This window comes from Mesorhizobium sp. B3-1-9, assembly GCF_006439595.1.
GTDB lineage: Bacteria > Pseudomonadota > Alphaproteobacteria > Rhizobiales > Rhizobiaceae > Mesorhizobium.
In genome coordinates this window covers 16,620-34,528 of sequence record NZ_VFTJ01000032.1, presented here as the reverse complement: position 1 = coordinate 34,528, position 17,909 = coordinate 16,620, and the positions used below count along the sequence as shown (strand labels likewise).

General features: G+C 60.0%; 11 protein-coding genes and 1 pseudogene. 6 read left to right on the top strand and 6 right to left on the bottom strand.

Going from position 1 to position 17,909, the window contains the following annotated elements; genetic code table 11:
- The 4 genes from FJW07_RS30425 to FJW07_RS30410 form a co-directional block, all read left to right on the top strand.
- Nucleotides 1-400 (top strand): hypothetical protein (locus tag FJW07_RS30425; protein ID WP_210239926.1); only part of this gene is annotated, 400 nt, incomplete at its 5' end.
- Between the two features lie 378 nt (nt 401-778).
- Nucleotides 779-2,692, top strand: coding sequence for an AAA family ATPase (locus FJW07_RS30420; protein WP_181182768.1), 1,914 nt, complete (start codon nt 779-781; stop codon nt 2,690-2,692).
- Nucleotides 2,689-4,593, top strand: a complete 1,905-nt coding sequence (locus FJW07_RS30415; protein WP_140860101.1) for an ATP-dependent helicase — start codon at nt 2,689-2,691, stop codon at nt 4,591-4,593. The genes FJW07_RS30420 and FJW07_RS30415 overlap by 4 nt, the downstream gene beginning before the upstream one ends.
- A gap of 78 nt (nt 4,594-4,671) precedes the next feature.
- Nucleotides 4,672-5,514, top strand: coding sequence for a hypothetical protein (locus tag FJW07_RS30410; protein WP_140860089.1), 843 nt, complete (start codon nt 4,672-4,674; stop codon nt 5,512-5,514).
- Between the two features lie 1,254 nt (nt 5,515-6,768).
- Here FJW07_RS30410 and FJW07_RS30405 read toward each other — a convergent pair.
- Together FJW07_RS30405 and FJW07_RS30400 are read right to left on the bottom strand one after the other, a co-directional pair.
- Entirely contained in the window at nt 6,769-8,235 is a 1,467-nt protein-coding gene (locus tag FJW07_RS30405; protein WP_140860075.1) for an RES family NAD+ phosphorylase, read from the bottom strand.
- A gap of 334 nt (nt 8,236-8,569) precedes the next feature.
- Nucleotides 8,570-10,927 (bottom strand): hypothetical protein, encoded by a 2,358-nt coding sequence (locus tag FJW07_RS30400; protein WP_140860062.1) that lies wholly within the window; start codon nt 10,925-10,927, stop codon nt 8,570-8,572.
- 171 nt (nt 10,928-11,098) lie between these two features.
- On the opposite strand from FJW07_RS30400, the pseudogene FJW07_RS30395 reads away from it, so the two are divergent.
- Nucleotides 11,099-12,532, top strand: a pseudogene (locus FJW07_RS30395) (YifB family Mg chelatase-like AAA ATPase); the annotation flags it as partial.
- Between the two features lie 129 nt (nt 12,533-12,661).
- On the opposite strand, the gene FJW07_RS30390 reads toward FJW07_RS30395, so the two are convergent.
- The 3 genes from FJW07_RS30390 to FJW07_RS30380 all read right to left on the bottom strand — a co-directional run bounded on the left by FJW07_RS30390 (nt 12,662) and on the right by FJW07_RS30380 (nt 14,770).
- Nucleotides 12,662-13,318 (bottom strand): outer membrane protein, encoded by a 657-nt coding sequence (locus tag FJW07_RS30390; protein ID WP_140642032.1) that lies wholly within the window; start codon nt 13,316-13,318, stop codon nt 12,662-12,664.
- 255 nt (nt 13,319-13,573) lie between these two features.
- The gene (locus FJW07_RS30385) at nt 13,574-14,161 is read right to left on the bottom strand and encodes a TetR/AcrR family transcriptional regulator (protein WP_140783154.1); all 588 of its coding nucleotides are present in this window, start codon (nt 14,159-14,161) and stop codon (nt 13,574-13,576) included.
- A 30-nt stretch (nt 14,162-14,191) separates the two neighbouring features.
- Entirely contained in the window at nt 14,192-14,770 is a 579-nt protein-coding gene (locus FJW07_RS30380; protein ID WP_140860165.1) for a DUF308 domain-containing protein, read from the bottom strand.
- Between the two features lie 172 nt (nt 14,771-14,942).
- On the opposite strand from FJW07_RS30380, the gene FJW07_RS30375 reads away from it, so the two are divergent.
- Nucleotides 14,943-15,458, top strand: coding sequence for a GNAT family N-acetyltransferase (locus FJW07_RS30375; RefSeq protein ID WP_246680910.1), 516 nt, complete (start codon nt 14,943-14,945; stop codon nt 15,456-15,458).
- 40 nt (nt 15,459-15,498) lie between these two features.
- Here FJW07_RS30375 and FJW07_RS30370 read toward each other — a convergent pair whose 3' ends face one another.
- The gene (locus FJW07_RS30370) at nt 15,499-17,679 is read right to left on the bottom strand and encodes a malate synthase G (protein WP_140860050.1); all 2,181 of its coding nucleotides are present in this window, start codon (nt 17,677-17,679) and stop codon (nt 15,499-15,501) included.
- Nucleotides 17,680-17,909 lie beyond the last annotated feature (230 nt).

The following is a 17,909-nucleotide window of genomic DNA, read 5'->3' as shown; positions in this document are numbered from 1 at the left end:
TGAAACCGCAACCGCCGACGCTTATCAGCTCGTGGATAAGTCACTTCGGCGGCTAGATCGCCCTGGACGATCGGCGAGGTCTCTACAAGTCAACCGGCGTGGCGCGATGGTTGGTCCGAATGACCTCTCCCCCGTTTCAGCCATGTTGATATGTCTTCCTGGAATCGGCATCGGAACGGAAGCGCTGATGTTGGCCCTTTTTCTCGGCCGCTGCTTGTCTAATGATCGACCGGTCTTCGAAGGATCGATGGCGCAATGCCACTCTGTTTCGATGCAGGCGATTGCCGGACTTGAGCATGAGGCGACCCCCTGGCTGATTTTGCAGATACTGCATCCGTCGTCGAATTGCTGGCAGGTCGGATTCTCCCGCATCTTCTCTGCCAGCGAACTACCGGCGTAGGCCTGCGTAGCGAAGAGCATCGAAACAGTCATCGCTATCAGTGGCGTTTGCGTGGGTTGTCCAACTTTCGGAAATGTGGCCGACTGTACGACCGAAGCGTCCCACTCGTGGATGGTCGCGGTGGCAGCGGTGCCGCTTCAGCATAGTGTCTGTCATTAGTCCAACCGCTCAAGCGCAATCGGGGGCAAGCTCAGCGATCTTGCGCGCCCATCCCACATTGAGCCAACGCCCCCTCAATCAATCCGCATTGCGCTGCGAAGTAAAGTTGGACGTCCTCATCGTTTACCTCCCGTACCGCACCGGTCCACGAGGGTGCTTCTAAGCACTTCTACTGCCGCCATTTTGATGTACAAAAGACAGTGGGGAGGGCTTGCTTCAATGAGAATCAACAAACTCAAAATTGAGAATTTCCGTTCCATTCGGGCTATCGAACTGGAATTGGGGCAAGATACGGTCTTCATCGGGCAAAACAATGCGGGGAAGACAGCGATCCTCGATGCGGTACGCATTGCCCTGACAAGACGCTGGGGACAGCGCGGAACCGGGTTCACCGAGTATGACATCCATCTACAAACGGACCAGGACGATCCGAAGAAGTCGCCGGGTCTCGCAATTGAAGTGACGGCGGAGGAAAGCGAGGCAGGTGAGTGGCCGGAAGAACTTCAGCAAGCATTGGAAAACGTGATCCAAGTTGACGCGGTGTCCGGAAGAGCGTTCGTTATACTTAGGGCTCGTTGCGTATGGGACGCCAACACAGAGTCGTTTGAGCCCTCGTGGGAATTCCTCAATGCCGCCCGGCAACCTCTTGCAGGAAGCGCAGCCCGACGGCTCAATCTTGAGAGATTTTGGCGATACCTGCCGGTGTTCTACCTAGGCGCTCTTCGGGACGTAGGTGATGAGTTCAGCCCACGGTCGCAGTTTTGGGGCCGTTTGTTGAGAGCCATGCGAATACCCGCTGCGCTGGAAGCTAAGAGCCAGCGGGTCCTCGATCTCCTTAATCGGAAGTTGCTCGCGGCAGACGCACGATTGGGAGAGATTGCACAGACACTCTCTGGTGCAACTCGGGTGGCAAGCCGGGATCGATCTGGCGCAGTGAACTTGAGGTTGATGCCTCTGAATACGTGGGACCTGCTCTCTAAGGCCGAAATCATCCTCAGGAACGAGCCAGACTGGCCTTGGCTGCCCCTGCAAAAGCATGGGCAAGGCATGCAGAGCTTATCTGTGATCTTTCTATTCCAAGCTTTTGTTGAGCACCTTCTGCAAGAACTCTACGAACCGGAGAGCGCAGCGGTGCTGGCTCTTGAGGAGCCTGAAACGCACCTGCACCCACAAGCGGCCCGCAATTTGTGGACGCATGTCAACGCATTGCCCGGCCAGAAGTTGATCACGACGCATTCCCCCTATTTTGTCCAGCATGTCCCCTTCCGCGATCTGCGCCTTGTGAGGCTTACTGAGCGCGGCACCGAGATTTCCTGGCTTCCACCGAGCTTCAGCGCGGTCGTCCCTGCCGTGCCCCCTCTTTTGGAGCTTGTCGGCAACTCGGCAGGGGCGTTGGTGTACGACGCTCCGACTCAGACCCTATCGGTAAACGGGAAGCTCGGAGAACAACGGTTCCGCGACATCGCCGTTTTCTATGGCGAGCACCCGGATCGCGCTGCAATTCTAGATGTTCTGAAGGACCTTCAGACAAGGTCGGAGGCGTTTATCGACGACGACGAGTTGAACGCCTTGGAGACGTTCGCTCGGCGGATAAGGGGGGAGATCTTCTTTGCCTCTCGTTGGATGATTGTGGAAGGTCAGGCAGAGTATCTTATCGTTTCGGCGCTCGCTAAGCGGCAGGGGTATGACTTCGACGAACACGGTGTGTCCTTGATTGACGCGGTCAACAACGGGAATCCGGGCACGTTCGCCGCACTCGCTCGGGCTCTGAAGATTCCCTTCTTGGCGGTGTTTGACGGAGACCAAGCAGGCATGACCTACTGCCGCACAATCGGCGATAGAGGATTTCCTCCCGCTTTCGTAAGTGATCGCTGCAAGACATTGCCAGATGGAAACCTTGAACAGCAGCTTGTCGCAGACGGATTGGGGCCAGCCTTGCGTGACATTCTCACTGAGTTGGGACAGCAAGACGCTCAAGCGCTCGCTCCCGTCGACTTAGAAAAAAGGCTTGCCAGAAAGAAGACCGAAGTGGCAGCTGCATTGGCGGTGCGCATCGCGGATGATGCAGCTTTCGCAGCGCGCATGCCGCTGGCATTCCGCGAGGCCATTGGTCGCCTGAGAGGCCTTACATGACAGATGCATTCGACGCAGCACTAGCACAATTAACGGACATCCAAAGGCAGGCTGTCGAGTGGAGAAACGGAGCAGTCCTTGTGCTAGCCGGGCCGGGCTCAGGCAAGACGCAGGTTCTCACGTGTCGCATCGCGAAATTGCTGAGGGACGCACCGGAAAAGAACTTTCGCGTTTTGGCGCTCACGTTCACGAACGCGGCTGCCGACGCAATGAAGGCTAGAGTAGCCACGTTTGCGCCCGGTCTGGAGGAGCGCGCTGACATTGGCACATTTCATAGCTTTTGCGGCAAAGTCCTTCGACAGCATGGCGTCCATCTGCAGATAAGTCCTGATTTCATAATCTACTCGAGAGATCAGGACAGGGAGGCGCTTCTCTACGATGCCTTAGGTGAGGCGGCGGCACGCGGCGAGAGCTTTTCCCGAGATGATGCGCGTTTTCTGCCTCTCATCGATCGGTTAAAATCGAGGCTAATCGGACCTTCGGAAGCTGAAAGCGCGCTTAGGGACTCTCCCAGCGCGGAGGCGGTCGCAAAGGTCTACGAACTTTATGAGAGTGAACTGAGGCGGTTGAACGCCCTCGATTTTAACTCCTTAATTTTTGAAACTTATCGCCTTGCTACGAAGTTTCCCACCATAGCGGCGAGGTATTCGCGTTCACATCCCTATTGGCTTTTGGATGAGTTTCAGGACACCAATAGCGCCCAATTCAAGTTGGTCAGCATCCTCGCGGGAGACACCTTCAGAAACATCTTCGCAGTCGCAGATGATGATCAAATCATTTACCAGTGGAACGGTGCCAGCTTTCGTCACATTCAGGGGTTCCGGAATGACTTCAGTGCAGAGCTGATCCAGTTGCCGACCAACTATCGGTGCCCTCCGGTCATCGTCAAGGTTGCGAACAAGCTTGTGTCCTACAACACAACCAGGACGCCAGCTAAACTACCGCTCGTCCCCGGCAAAGCCGATGTGCGGCCGGAGTCACAACAACTCCATGTCCGCCGGTTTGACACCGAGACGGACGAGGCTGATGGCATTGCCGATGAGATAGCCGAGTTAGGTCAAGCAAATTGGCATAGTGCTGTTGTGCTAGGTCGCAGTCGTGGTCTTTTAGACAGGATGCTCCGCGCGCTCGGTAATCGAGGAGTGCCAGCCTATGTTGCCCAGCGCCGGGACGACTTCCTATCACCTGAGCTTCGCTGGCTCGTGGCGGTGCTGTCCCAATTGGCGCACCCGTTGGACCGAAGGAATTTCGGAGTGCTTGTTGAAGCGTTCAATCGCATGACGGATACGTCGACGGCTGTCGCACAGCTGCTTGCCGACGCCGAGACATCCGGGCGAAGCTATTTAGACACCTGGTTGCTCAATGTCGGGGCGGATCAACCTCTGGGGCAATTGCTGTCCGCGCTCAGGGATACAATAGGGGGCAGCAAGAGCGTCCGGCAGTTCATTGATCAAGCGACCGCAATTTTTGAGGAGACGTCGAAGGCTTTCGATCGGGCAACCGACTTAGCCGAGGACGTAAAAGCGTGGAAATCGCTTAGCTCTGACATAGGAAGACACATCGGGAGAAATGCCCCGCTCGATCAGTTCCTGCAAGAGCTTCAACTTAGGTCAAAGGAACCGGCACCCAAGTCGGGAAGCGTGACGCTTATGACAATTCATTCTGCAAAGGGTCGGGAGTTCGACAATGTCTTTGTTGTCGGATTGGCTGAAGACGTAATGCCTTCTTACCTCAGCAGGCAGAAAGGGGATACCAGTCCAGAGATGGAGGAGGAGCGTCGTAGCTGTTTCGTAGCGATTACGCGGACGAAGGAGTCGCTGGTGCTGAGCTGGGCCGATTACTACAACGGCTGGGCTAAGGCCCCGTCCCGCTTCTTAGTAGAGATGGAGCTGATCTCTTAACGCGTCCTTTTTGCAAAAATTGTGTGTCGCTTTCGGCGCGTGCACCTCTGCCAACTGCGAATTGGGGGACCAATAGCGATGAGTGATATCAGCGATTGGTATTGGCGCATGCGGATGGGACTGCCGCCGCGCTCGGAAGATCGGGAAGCGCTCAAACGGATGGCACCTGAGCTTTTCGGACCGAACTCCAGCAACGAGCTCGATTTCGACTATGACTTTAAGGGGCGGTTCTGGGATGCGAGGGCATTTCAACAGGAGGTTACAAACTGGCTGCAAACGAAGGAAGACCGTCCGCTTGTCACCGTTCGTGACGGAACATGCCCGCAGCAGGATTGTCCGTTGAGGCTCGCCGGCAGGCCTGGCCCGATCATCAGCGGCCGATCCGACGCTGATGACGGCTCGATCGTCATTCAGCTGATGACGGTAGCCGGTGGTTGGAAAGCGAAGGCCGACGTCTTCTTCGACATGGCGCGAAAGGTCCACGGTGGCAAAGGGCCGATCAAGGATATCCTCGTAACAGACCCCTTCATCTTCCTCGACAAAAGCGAAGAGAGCACCACCGGCGGGCTGGACAATTTTCGAAAGTACCTGGACTGCCTCGACATTCCCCAGTCCGAGATCACAATCTATCAGCCGCCCTATGCCAAGGGCAAGAAGGTCGGCTCCGGCCCGATCTGGCGCAGGATCGTCGCCGACCATGGGAATCGAAATGGGTATCGGGTGCGCTTCAGCTATTTCCGGACAATCACCGAGACCCGTTTCCATGACCGTTTCTATCTGGCGCGGCACGCAAATGGTTCGGTTTCGGGCCTGTTCGGACCTTCGATGAACGGGCTCAATGACAGGAGCTTCGTGCTTGTCGGAGAGTTGGAGGCGCCGACGCTGAAGCGCCTGCAAGACTGTCTGGATGGGTGGCACTGAATCAATCCCCCACACCGCCGCTAACATCCAATCGGTCCGCACCTGACGGCTGCACGAGGTGAGAGAGACATAGCGTGCGTGCAGTATGCCCGAAAACTTTCACCATGCCCTTATTAACCTCTGGCATTCAATCAGACCGCTCGTGTCCCCCGGTCTGCATAAGGAGGTTGCGAGCAGTAACCTGCCGTTCCGGTTCCGGCCCCCGTGTCGGTCCTTGGAAATTGGCTGCAGATGATCGATATAGCGCCTGTCGGCCTTTAGAAGCCCTGATCATCGTTTAATTAGTCACAACGTTAGCTAGGCGGGGCCGCCAAGATCAGGAGCAGCGCACCTATAAACAGCCCAATGCAGAGCTGCATTAATTGGCTGAGACGTTCCTTCGGGTCAGACTGGGCGGCGCACGCGGCGAACCCGATCAAGGAAACAACGATGATCATGGAGGCGAGGAGCGTTGTAGTGGGCATAGTCTCTCTTTCTGGACGAGAGAGGTGCCTTGCGGTATGCGCGGAGGAACCTCGCCCGCCACATTTTGTGGTCGAACAAAGCTCCTCGGCTGCGGTCTGTGCAGGCTGAACGTGTGGCTCAGCTTCCTGCCGGAGGATTTAGTGAGTTCACTCAGTCATGAGACGTCTTGAGGCACAGTTCCCTGACAGCGTCTGCCCATGCACTAGGGCTCTATCATCGAGTGACACGTCGAAGAAGTGGCAATAGCCAGCTCTCTTTTCAAGTGGCCGGATCGATGATTTCGCTATATTCCAGCGATCAGGGGCAAGGGTTTCCTTGCTAATTTCGCTTCGAATCACCCGCCATAGGCTCCCATTTCAGCTCATGGAGGTGAATGCCGCCCTAGCGGCCGTTTGATTATATTGTCAGCACGCGTCGCCCACTAGCGCGTGCAGCCAAATCAGTAAGGCCTGCGATGATGGCCACCACGGCGACAGCCGACGAGGTCGTTCTAGGCGCAGTGGCCCGAGGTGATCCATCGGCGGGCCGTAGCGCAGGCCGTCGAGTTCGCGAGCGGCACTACGCTATGCTGCAGCGGACAGCCATGGCCGCGTGACTCAGCCCAAATAGCCTCCAATCCGGGGTGGAACTCGGGGAATACACTTCGATTCCGCCAGTTGCTTGGTACGCTCGACAACAACAGGTCATCAAACGGACAACAGGAAGCTTGGTAGCATCGTGAGGGTGCATGATCTTGAATTGCTCCGCGCTCTCCGCCGATACCGCTCCCTTCTGACGGTACCACCAACGTCAGAAAGGTTCGTCCGTAGCATCAAGCTTCGTCCATCGATATCGTCTGACCGTATGCTCGTCCGTCTTGAAGCTGACGGCCTCCACGACATGCACCGTGATGCCTGCAGGATCGATCCTAAGCGTGACCTCGCGGTCGTCGTAATCCCCCCTTGGCTCAGCCCAATCGATGGCAGACGGGTCGAAGAAGCTGGGTGTCGCCGGCTTCCTAGTCTCTGGCTCCGGCGGCACGCGCTCGATCACGCTGTACTCGCGTTCGGGACCATCGGCTGTGTCATGCCAAGTTTCAGCACTGAGGTCAGTGCCTTTGGGGAAATCAATTTCTACGGTGCGTGATGCCTTTTGAAAAAGCACGACGTTGACGCCCTCATTGCCGGCTTGGACGGACGGGAAGATGATTCCGTCGAGTGGAACTTTCCCTTCGGTAGCGAGATAATCAGCGATCGCCTGCGTAGCCAGATATTCACTGTCTTGGTCATCGGGCATGACGGGCCGCGAGATGCGCCCCGTAAGCTTGCGCAGGAACATCATCCGGCCCAGGCGCCGCGCGTAGCTCGGATCGAAGATGCTCCCGCTTTCGCTGATTTGTTCCAGCTTGTTGAGGTCAAGCAGGCGAAGTGGCCGAATTATTTCAAAGCGGGCGATCGCCACCTGGCTCCCGACAGGCGGCCGTACCTCTGCTAGCGCGATATGAGGCTCTGTCGCGCCGTAGAAGGTGGAGATGCCTTTTGCGTTCATGCGGCCGGCTGCGGCGATGAACGATGGCGGCGCGCTCAGTTCCCGGTCTGGGCGCATCAAAGCGGCCTTCAGCCTCTCATCCGAATGAAAAGCCCGAGCGCGGTATAGCTCGCTCAGGGACGTGTCCGGGCCGGCATTGACAACGAGCGCTTCGCCGCCGCGAGTGTGAAGCTGATCGATATCATCGAAGAGAGCGGAGAGCTGCGCAGCGGCAGTGCGGCTGAAGAACCGCGCTTCGGATTTTATGGTCTGCTCAAAGTCTCGCCAGCCCTCCTGCCATTCTTCATCGCTCGGCATAATCTCTTCGTAGTGCGCTTCTTCGGCAAAGGGCGTTTCCTCACCCATCTTGTCCATTTCAAAGTCGCCATGCTCATCGGCTAGAATTACCTGGATGTCGCCAGCGGCCTCCTCGGGAATGTCGGCGGCATTCATGATCGCGTAGATCGTCTGCTCGCCCTCCCGCTCCCATGAATAGTCGATCTCCGGATCCTTCTGCATGGCCCATTCGATTCCATCGGCATCGGTGGACGTACGCGTATAATGATCCTCGAAGGCCTGTTCGATGCGCCCCGCTATCTCTTCGAGCGTGTAGGATTTTCCGCGCTCGCCGCAATAGTGGCAGACCTGTTCGGCACCGTCGCGACTAATCTCGCCGGATAGATATTCTTCCCCGACGCAACCAGTACAGATTGCCCTCTCTTTCAGTTCTTCTACCCGCCAGTGCTCCATCCCAACTCCTTCATCGTCCTGCAACTCTAGCAACTGCGCGCATGCCGACAAGGCAATGGTCAACCGGTGCGGTATTTAGGTGTCGATATCGCCGCGAAAAATCCGTTCTGATCACATATCGGCCCTTTCCGGCCTCGCCGTTTAATTAGCCACATCATCAGGAAGTCGTGGCCGACTGCCGCAGCGACCGCCACCGCCCGCTTGGCGACGCTGGGCGTGAGCTTTGGCATAACTATTCCATCTCAATATCCAGATCGTCGGCTTGACCGGACAAGGCGGTGGCCGAAAGCCGCGAGCGTGTGCAGGCCGCACTTCAAAGTGCAGGTCGCCAGGGTCACGCAGCTTGCCATACCTGGTTGAGAATCCGGGCCGCCAGCGCAGCCTTGTCCTGGGGCAGGAAGCGACCATAGTGCTTGGCCACCATATCCGGTGTGTCCTGAATTGCGTAGCTTGCTTGCTCGTACGAGCCAGTCCGCTTGAGAATGTGGGTGGCCAGCACGTCGCGCACGTTGTGTGGGCCGTGTGGCAAAAGGCCCGGAATCGCGCCACGGCCAGTGTAAGGGTTGAAGACCCCATAGCGCTGGATTGTTAGGCGCCATGCCTCATAGAAAGTGGTCTGGTTGTAGGCTGCGTCACTGCTGGTCGCCTTCACGGTTTTCACAAAGAAAGTGCCCGGGTCGTCGGCTCCGGAGAGCAAGGCACTGCGATGACGGTCGACGTACGCATCAATGTGTTTATAGAGGTCGCCGAGATCGGGAAGGACCAGTCGAAACGGCTTGCTCCCGAAGAACGATGAACTGGCGTTCTTGAACGCAATGGATGGAATGAGAACCTCCCAACCATGATCCCGTTCGCTCCAGCGTATTTCTCCCCGCCTCATATCCGCAAGCTGACGTTCAGAGCGCGGCAGATGCCCGCGCCTGCAGACCATCAACTGTCGCAAATTCTTCTGTCTGAGGCCGAGGTGTAACCCCAGGCGCAACATCAGGAACGACCGTACGGACTCGGCTGCCGCGCGCCGATATAGCCGTTCATCCGGCATCAGCTTTAGAATCTCTTCGGTAATCTTCCGATATTCGCCAACAGGGCTGTCAGACTCAAGGACTGCCAAGATCGGTTCGAACGGGTCTCGATGGACACGAGCAACTCGCTGGATTTCCTTCACTCGGGATGTCGCATGTTTAAAATAGACATCACATGCATCGTCCCAGTCCCTTTGTGCCCGATCGATGTCGTTTCGGGAGATCAAACCGGGGACTGGTCGAACCCTCGCGCCCAGGTTCGGATGTTGCCGGAGCCAGCCCGTGTCCCTACGGGTGAGGGCAAGCGAAATGCGCAGCATGTCCACTTCCCAGCTCGTGTAGAAACCGCGTCGTCGCTCGCGCCACTGCAAGTACCAGTCCCAGACCGGCGGGAATACCAACATGCCGAATGAAAGATCCTGATAGGGTACGCCATACCCCCGCACCGGCCCTTTTGGATGGGCTGCAAGGGCACCGAACATTAGCCCGAGGTGCTCAATTTTCTGAGATGTCGTCTCCTCGCCCCATACCCCGTGACGCTGAAGGCCGAAGGCCGTTAGCGTAGCGGTCTTGAACCGGACGAGTTCCGCCATTTCGACGGCAAGAATGGGCGGTGCGTCGATTACGCCCGAAAATAGATCGGGATCGGTCAAGGACACCTGACCTGGCTCCCAAGCTTGGAAGTCGTCTGCATCCTCCGCGTCGGCCACGTCCGTTCTGCCGTAGGAAACACCAGGGAACCTTATCGCGTAGCGCTGTTTCATCGCCGCTCTTTGGAAACGGCGATAGTCGGTTGAACCGGCAATGATCACACGCCGAACCCATTCCAGGATTTCTTCTTGTTCCGAAACCGGACGGGAATTGAAGTCGTCTGGGAGATGCCATGCAAGACGGCGGCGTTCCGCTGGCCCTACGTCTTCGAGAATATGCCCGGATGTCGACCGTGCTCGATGTGGAAGCTTTCCCTTGAAATATCCCTCGGGGAGCCGGTAACGCCGCTCAATGCGGCCGAGCAACTCGAAACTCGCCACGCTGCGCGGCACTTTGTTTCCCGATAGCCATTGTCGAATCGTGGAGTGATCGAACGTCTCATCGTCTTTCACGATCGCACGGTGCAAATGCCAGTAGCTGTCGCCATGACGCCGCATATGTAGTTCCAGAGCTTCCTGGAACGTTTCTGGATCAACCCATTCCGTGAATGTCGGCGCTGGAAACTCCTCGATGTCGCGAGGCTTCATACCAGGTTTTCGACGCTCGGGGTGCCGAGACAGATTGATCTGCGCCGACGGAACCGGTCTCGTCTTTGCTTTCGGAACTTGGGATGAGGCCCGTTTCGCTCTGTCGCTTATCGTCGGATCAACAGGCTGCGGAATTGCCGTTTTTCGAACTCGAGGAAGATCGCGAAGCGCTCGAACAATCGCGTCAAGCCCCGGCTCGATGGCCTTTCTTGCCACGCCGATTTGTTCGATTGGGATACCGCACTGAAGGGCGATCGCCTGCCAGTCGTATCCCCTGCTCAGGGTCGGTGGACGCTTGCGAGCGTTGACCAGATTGATCAAATACATTCGAACCCGTTCTGCATCATGGGGAGGCAGCACGGGCGCAACTCGGACTTGGCAAAAGTCCGACAGCTTTCGGACTATCACCTTTGGATTCAAAGTCTTGGGCATGTCCAGTCAGGATGGGATGAGGTGCAGGCCAGCGGTCTAATAGCCGATTCGCCGCTCGCGAGAATCCGTTTCTGGTGTGCTAAAAAGGCATCTGGCATCTCGGATAGCAGGGCGCCGACCCCGGGTTCCGCTACTAGGCCGATCTGGCAATTAATCCGCTTCATAATGCAGATCGTCGGCCTGCCGGACAAGGCGGTGGCCGAAAGCCGCGAGCGCGTACAAGCGGCGCTGCACGCATCGGGCCTGTCGATGCCCTCGAAGAAGGTGACGGTGAACCTCGCGCCGGCCGATCTTCCCAAGGAAGGCAGCCATTACGACCTGCCGATCGCGCTTGGCCTGATGGCGGCGCTCGGCGCCATCCCGGGCGACATGCTCGCCGGTTATGTGGTGCTTGGCGAATTGTCGCTCGACGGCACCATCGCCGGCGTGGCGGGCGCGCTGCCGGCGGCGATCGGCGCCAATGCCGAAGGCAAGGGCCTGATCTGCCCCTTCGCCTGCGGGCCGGAGGCGGCCTGGGCCGGCAAGGATTTCGACATTCTCGCGCCACGCAGCCTGATCGCGGTCGCCAATCATTTTCGCGGCACGCAAGTGCTGTCGCGGCCCGAGGCCGGCATAAAGCTTGCGGCGCGCGACCTGCCGGACCTCACCGACATCAAGGGCCAGGAGAGTGCCAAGCGGGCGCTGGAAGTGGCTGCCGCCGGCGGACACAACCTCCTGATGGTCGGACCGCCTGGCTCGGGCAAGTCGATGCTGGCGCAGCGCCTGCCTTCGATCCTGCCGCCGCTGGCGCCCAAGGAACTGCTCGAAGTGTCGATGATCGCGTCCGTTGCCGGCGAGCTCGGCGAAGGCAAGCTGACGGACCGGCGGCCGTTCCGCGCCCCGCATCACTCCGCCTCGATGGCGGCGATGGTGGGCGGCGGGCTGCGCGCGCGGCCGGGCGAGGTCTCGCTCGCCCATCACGGCGTTCTGTTCCTCGACGAGTTGCCGGAATTCACGCCGCAAACGCTCGATGCGCTGCGCCAGCCGCTGGAAACGGGCGACTGCATGATCGCGCGGGCCAACCACCGCGTCACCTATCCGGCCCGCATCCAGCTGGTGGCGGCGATGAACCCATGTCGTTGCGGCATGTCGGGCGAGCCCGGCTATCGCTGCCTGCGCGGCGACCGCTGCCGCACCGAATACCAGGCGCGCATTTCCGGCCCGCTGCTCGATCGCATCGACCTTCGGATCGAGGTGCCGGCGGTCTCGGCGAGCGACCTGATCCGGCCGGACAAGGCCGAGACAAGTGCCGCGGTGGCGCAGCGCGTGGCACGCGCCCGCGCCATGCAGCGCGAACGGCTGGAGAAGCTCGGCGCCGGCGCCACCACCAACGCGCATTGCCCGCCTTCGATCATCGAGGAGATCGCCAAGCCCGATACCGCCGGCCTGACGCTGCTCAAGGACGCCAGCGAAAAGCTCGGCTTTTCGGCGCGCGCCTATCATCGCGTGCTGAAGGTGGCGCGCACGCTGGCCGACCTCGACGCCAGCGAGACGGTCGGCCGCATTCATCTGGCCGAGGCGATTTCCTACCGGATGAGCGCGGAGCGGATGGCCCAGGCGGCTTGATGAAGCGACCTGATGCCGCCGGAACGGGGAAGAGCTCTGTCATTTTTTGTTCAAGGCAATTCCTGACGGCGGCGCGATTTGGCGTGCAGCCGCGCCGGCATCATCATGAGCAAATTGCGATGCCCGGAATCAGAATTTGTAGGCTAAGGCAGCGCGAACGACACTGAAGTTCGTCTTCACGTTATACGGATCGATCGGGTCAAACCCGAAGTCTTTCTTGCCGAGGTCGACATAGAGGTATTCCGCACGGGCGGTCCAATTGTTGCTGAAAGCGTATTCAACACCGCCGCCGACTGCGTATCCTGTCTGGAATTTGGTCCTGGCTACACCGAAGACGTGCTCATCGATCTTCACATCACCCATCGCAACGCCGGCCGTGACATAAGGAAGCCAGCGATCAAAGGCGTAGCCGACGCGGCCCCGGATCGTTCCGAAGGCATCGACGCTCGCTTCTGCGCCAAGGCCGCCGCCGCCAACCCCCGGCGAGAATTCTTTCTTGAAGCCCAGGTAGTTGATATCGCCTTCGATACCGAGAACCCACTGACCGTACTGATAATTGGCGCCAACCAAAGCGCCGCCGGTGAAATTGCCGATGTCTGCCGACCCAGGAATGCCGATGAAATCGCCATCGACCTTTCCGAAGGCCCCACCCGCATTCGCACCAACATAAAGGCCGGTCCAGGAATAGGGAACTTCCATGGAGGCCACGGGTTGGACGATGTCAGCGGCATTGGCCCCAGTCATGGCCACGCCCAGAACCAGGAAAGTCCCAAGGATAGAACGCATCGATTGTCTCCCAAGCGTCGCTCGTTATCGCCGCCACTGCAAAGAGCTTAATCTTAATTGTCTAATAAACCTGTAGCAAAACAGTCACTCAATGCGGGAAATGGGGATTGCCGAACGTCCAAGGCGGAACACTTTCTGATCGGCGGACAAAGTGCTGAAGCGGCAATTGATGCCGGTAAGGACGCCAACGGGACGCTCGGCTTCATGCGTGAACTTATCGCCGGAAAGGGGCGCGGATGCCGGCCGATCTCCTCCTCAATCGGTCGCCGGGATCAGCTTCTGCAGCGTCGGTGCCAGGATCATGCCGAAGGTCAGGACATCGCCGTAGGCCCGCGCGGAAATCATCGCCCCGTGCACGGTCGCCATGAAGGCCTCCGCTTCCGCGCGCGGGGCGGCGGAGATCGTCAATGCGCCCTGCGCGGCGCCGCGCTCGATGACGCCGGTCAGCCACCCCGAGAGAAACTGAAAATACGCCCGGACCTCCACGGCAACCTCCGGCGGAAGGGCCGGAAGCTCGCTGGCGAGCAGCGCGCAGACGCAGATCGGCCGGCTCGCGTCCTCGATGCACTGCGCCCAGAAGCCGGCATAGGTTCGCAGCAATTCCGGCGGCGCAGGCACATTGCGCTCAAGCTCGGTCATGCCCGTGACGGCATCCTCGAGGTAGCGCCTGACCAGGGTTTGCACGAGGTCGACCTTGCTGGGGAAATGATGATGGATGCTGGCTTTGCGGATACCGACGACCTCGGCGATATCGGCGTAGCTGAACCCGTTATAGCCGCCGGCGACGATGAAGCTTCGCGCGGCGGCCAGGATGTCATCGGCGGTGTTCGAGGGCTTATCCATAGACATGCCTAACGTCCGACGGAAGAAAGCTCAACTCGCCACCTGCCGCGACTTGCGAAGCATATCGCTGACGGAAAGCCACACGGCGGACACCAGGAAGTAGAAGGCGCCGAAGGCGGCGTAGGGCGCGACATTGGCGATGCCGATGGCCTCCGCGCCGCCCGCCATCTTGACGAAGAAGAGGCCGGCCAGCGCCGACTGGGCGCCGCTCAGGATCATCGCCCACTGCGCGCCGCTGGTCTTCCAGCGACGAACCGCCGTCAGGAGTTGAAATGCGCCTGAGACAACGGCCCAGACGCCGTAGACCGCGAGCACCGCGTTCATGCCGCGGCCAAGCACGATAGCAACCGCGATCGCGGCGAGGATGCTGACGGCGAAATTGAGCAGTTGCGACCTGTTGCGGCCGAGCCCGCCGCTGCGCTGCGCGTCGACATAGTTCGCGAGCGCGTCCCAGGCGGGGTAGGCCACCAGCATGACGGCGGCGAGCGGCGGAACCGACTTAGCGACGGTGAAGGCTACCGCGACCCAGGCCGCCGATACGGCAAACCGTAGATAGTAATAGTTTTTGAGCCAGCCGCTCGACGACTGGGCGCGGTTCTGGCCGCTCATATGTGCAGACATGACGGATACCTTTCCTCGAATGTCGTTATCTACCTACTAATAGGTAGGTAAATATTCGTCAAGCCATTTGCGAGGTCGCCGCCTCGTTGAGCGCTCGACGATGCGTTCGCATCCCGGTAACTGCGTGGTATGGTGGAACCGATCCGCGCGGGGGCGAAGGATGATTTCAGTTCTGCCGGCGCGCAGCGCCGAAGACTTCGAGACCATGGCCATGCTCTGCGGCAGGCTAGCGCAGTGGGATGTCGACGCGTCCGCGCCCCATGGTGTCTCGGAGGAGGATATAAGGACGCTCTTCCAGCCCAGCACCAGCGGCCATAAACTGGCAATGCAATTCGGTGTGCCGGATGCGATGGCCTTCATTGCGCGATCGGGCAACGTGCCGGCGGGCTGCCTCGCCTTCGGTCCGTTCGGCGATGGCACGGCGGAACTTCACAAGTTCTTCGTCGATGCATCCTTCCGGGGACAAGGCATAGGTCGCGCGCTGATGGGCGCGGTCCTGGCGGAGATCGACAAGAGCCCGGCCCGCATGGTGCTGATCCACACCACTTTCTATATGGAAAGCGCGATTGCCGTGTACGAGGCGTTCGGCTTCAGGCCCTGCGCGCCGTTTCGCGACACGCCCGCGCATGTCAGGCACACGGACGTCTTCCTGTCGCGCACGATCAAAGGCGGGTGAGGGCCGCAGCCGCCGACCAGCCGGCGGGAAGCCAGCAGACTCAAGCAGAGTCCTGCCTGTCGCGCGCCTTCAGCTCCAGCCGCCGCTTATGCAGCACCGGCTCCGTATAGCCGTTGGGCTGAACCGTTCCCTTGAACACCAGGTCGCAGGCGGCCTGGAAGGCGATGGAATTGTCGAAATCCGGCGCCATCGGCTGGTAGAGCGGGTCGCCGACATTCTGGCGGTCGACGATCGCCGCCATGCGCTGCAGCGAATCGCGGACCTGGATTTCCGAGCAGACCTTGTGGCGCAGCCAGTTGGCGATGTGCTGCGAGGAGATGCGCAGCGTGGCGCGGTCCTCCATCAGGCCGACATCGTTGATATCGGGCACTTTCGAACAGCCGACGCCCTGGTCGATCCAGCGCACGACATAGCCGAGGATGCCTTGCGCGTTGTTGTCGAGCTCGCGCTGGATCTCGTCCGGCGTCCAGTTCGGCCGCACGGCGACCGGCACCGACAGGATGTCGTCGAGCTTGGCCTTCGGCCGGCTCTTCAGCGCCGCCTGCACGGCGTGCACGTCGACCTTGTGATAGTGCGTGGCATGCAGGGTGGCGGCCGTCGGCGACGGCACCCAGGCGGTGTTGGCGCCGGCCTTGGGATGCGCGATCTTCTCGACCAGCATCGCCGCCATCAGGTCCGGCATCGCCCACATGCCCTTGCCGATCTGGGCGTGGCCGGCGAGGCCGCATTCCAGGCCCGTGTCGACATTCCACGCCTCATAGGCGGAAATCCAGGCGGCCTGCTTCATGTCGCCCTTGCGGATCATCGGGCCGGCTTCCATCGAGGTGTGGATCTCGTCGCCGGTGCGGTCGAGGAAGCCGGTGTTGATGAACACGACGCGCTCCTTCGCGGCGCGGATCGCTTCCTTGAGGTTGATCGTGGTGCGCCTCTCCTCGTCCATGATGCCCATCTTGATGGTGTTCCTGGCCATGCCGAGCAGCGCCTCGACGCGGTCGAAGATCTCGACGGCGAAGGCGACCTCGTCCGGCCCGTGCATTTTCGGCTTCACGACATACATCGAGCCGGCGCGGGAATTGGCGCGGCGGCCACCTTCGCCGACATCGTGCAGCGCGATCAGCGCGGTGATGGCGGCGTCCATGATGCCTTCCGGCACCTCGTGGCCCTCCCGATCCAGGATCGCCGGATTGGTCATCAGGTGGCCGACATTGCGCACCAGCATCAGCGAGCGCCCCGGCAGCAAGAGCTGGCCGCCATTCGGCGCCGTGTAGCGGCGGTCGGGGTTGAGCTTGCGGGTAAACGTCTTGCCGCCCTTGGTGATCTCTTCGGCAAGGTCGCCCTTCATCAGGCCGAGCCAGTTGCGGTAGACGACGACCTTGTCCTGCGCATCCACGGCGGCGACGGAATCCTCGCAGTCCTGGATGGTGGTCAATGCCGATTCCAGGATGACGTCGGCGATGCCCGCCGGATCGGTCCTGCCGATCTGGTTGGCGCGGTCGATTGCAATCTCGATATGCAGGCCGTTCTTCACCAGAAGCACGGCTTCGGGATTGGCGGCATCGCCGCGATAGCCGGCGAACTGTTTTGGGTCGGCGAGCGTCGTGGCGCCGGCGCCCTCGCCGAGCTTCAGCGCGCCATTGGCGACCGAGAGCCCGTTGACGCCCGCCCATTTGCCCGTGGTCAGCGGCACCGACTGGTCGAGGAAATCCCTGGCCCAGGCAATCACCTTGGCGCCGCGCGCCGGGTTGAAGCCCTTGCCCTTCTCGGCGCCGCCGGTCTCGGGAATGGCGTCGGTGCCGTAGAGCGCGTCATAGAGCGAGCCCCAGCGGGCATTGGCGGCGTTGAGCGCATAGCGCGCGTTCATCACCGGCACCACCAGCTGCGGTCCGGCGACGACGGCGATTTCGGGATCGACATTGATGGTCGAGACGCTGAAGGCCGGGCCTTCCGGCACCAGATAGCCGATCTCCTTCAGGAAATTCTTGTAGCCTTCCATGTCGATCGGCGCGCCATTGGCGCGGTACCAGCCGTCGAGCTTTTCCTGCATGGCGTCGCGTTTTGCCAGCAGCGCCCGGTTCTTCGGCGCGAGGTCGTGGACGATCTCTGAAAAGCCGGTCCAGAATTCCTCGGGGTCGATGCCGGTGCCGACTGCCGCCTCCTCGGCCACGAAGTCATGGAGCTCCCGGGCAATCCGCAACCCGGCGATCTCGATGCGGTCGGTCATCTGCACGTCTCCAGATAGTAGGCTTTGGCCTTGTTAGCGGGGGCCTTTGGCATGTTTGGGGTTGCGGGGTCAATTCGGCTTAGGATGTAGGGAGGATTTGGCGGGGCGGCGAAGCTGCTAATCTCCCCCTCGTGGGGGAGATGCCCGGCAGGGCAGAGGGGGGGCGCGAAGGAACGCCAATCTTGTCACTTTCTATCCCGTGCAAATGTCACCCAGACTGGCTGTCGGAG

Coding starts and splice junctions, on each gene's coding strand:
- FJW07_RS30420 (WP_181182768.1), top strand. CDS start 779: ATGAGAATCAACAAACTCAAAATTGAGAATTTCCGTTCCATTCGGGCT.
- FJW07_RS30415 (WP_140860101.1), top strand. CDS start 2,689: ATGACAGATGCATTCGACGCAGCACTAGCACAATTAACGGACATCCAA.
- FJW07_RS30410 (WP_140860089.1), top strand. CDS start 4,672: ATGAGTGATATCAGCGATTGGTATTGGCGCATGCGGATGGGACTGCCG.
- FJW07_RS30405 (WP_140860075.1), bottom strand. CDS start 8,235: ATGGAGCACTGGCGGGTAGAAGAACTGAAAGAGAGGGCAATCTGTACT.
- FJW07_RS30400 (WP_140860062.1), bottom strand. CDS start 10,927: ATGCCCAAGACTTTGAATCCAAAGGTGATAGTCCGAAAGCTGTCGGAC.
- FJW07_RS30390 (WP_140642032.1), bottom strand. CDS start 13,318: ATGCGTTCTATCCTTGGGACTTTCCTGGTTCTGGGCGTGGCCATGACT.
- FJW07_RS30385 (WP_140783154.1), bottom strand. CDS start 14,161: ATGGATAAGCCCTCGAACACCGCCGATGACATCCTGGCCGCCGCGCGA.
- FJW07_RS30380 (WP_140860165.1), bottom strand. CDS start 14,770: ATGAGCGGCCAGAACCGCGCCCAGTCGTCGAGCGGCTGGCTCAAAAAC.
- FJW07_RS30375 (WP_246680910.1), top strand. CDS start 14,943: ATGATTTCAGTTCTGCCGGCGCGCAGCGCCGAAGACTTCGAGACCATG.
- FJW07_RS30370 (WP_140860050.1), bottom strand. CDS start 17,679: ATGACCGACCGCATCGAGATCGCCGGGTTGCGGATTGCCCGGGAGCTC.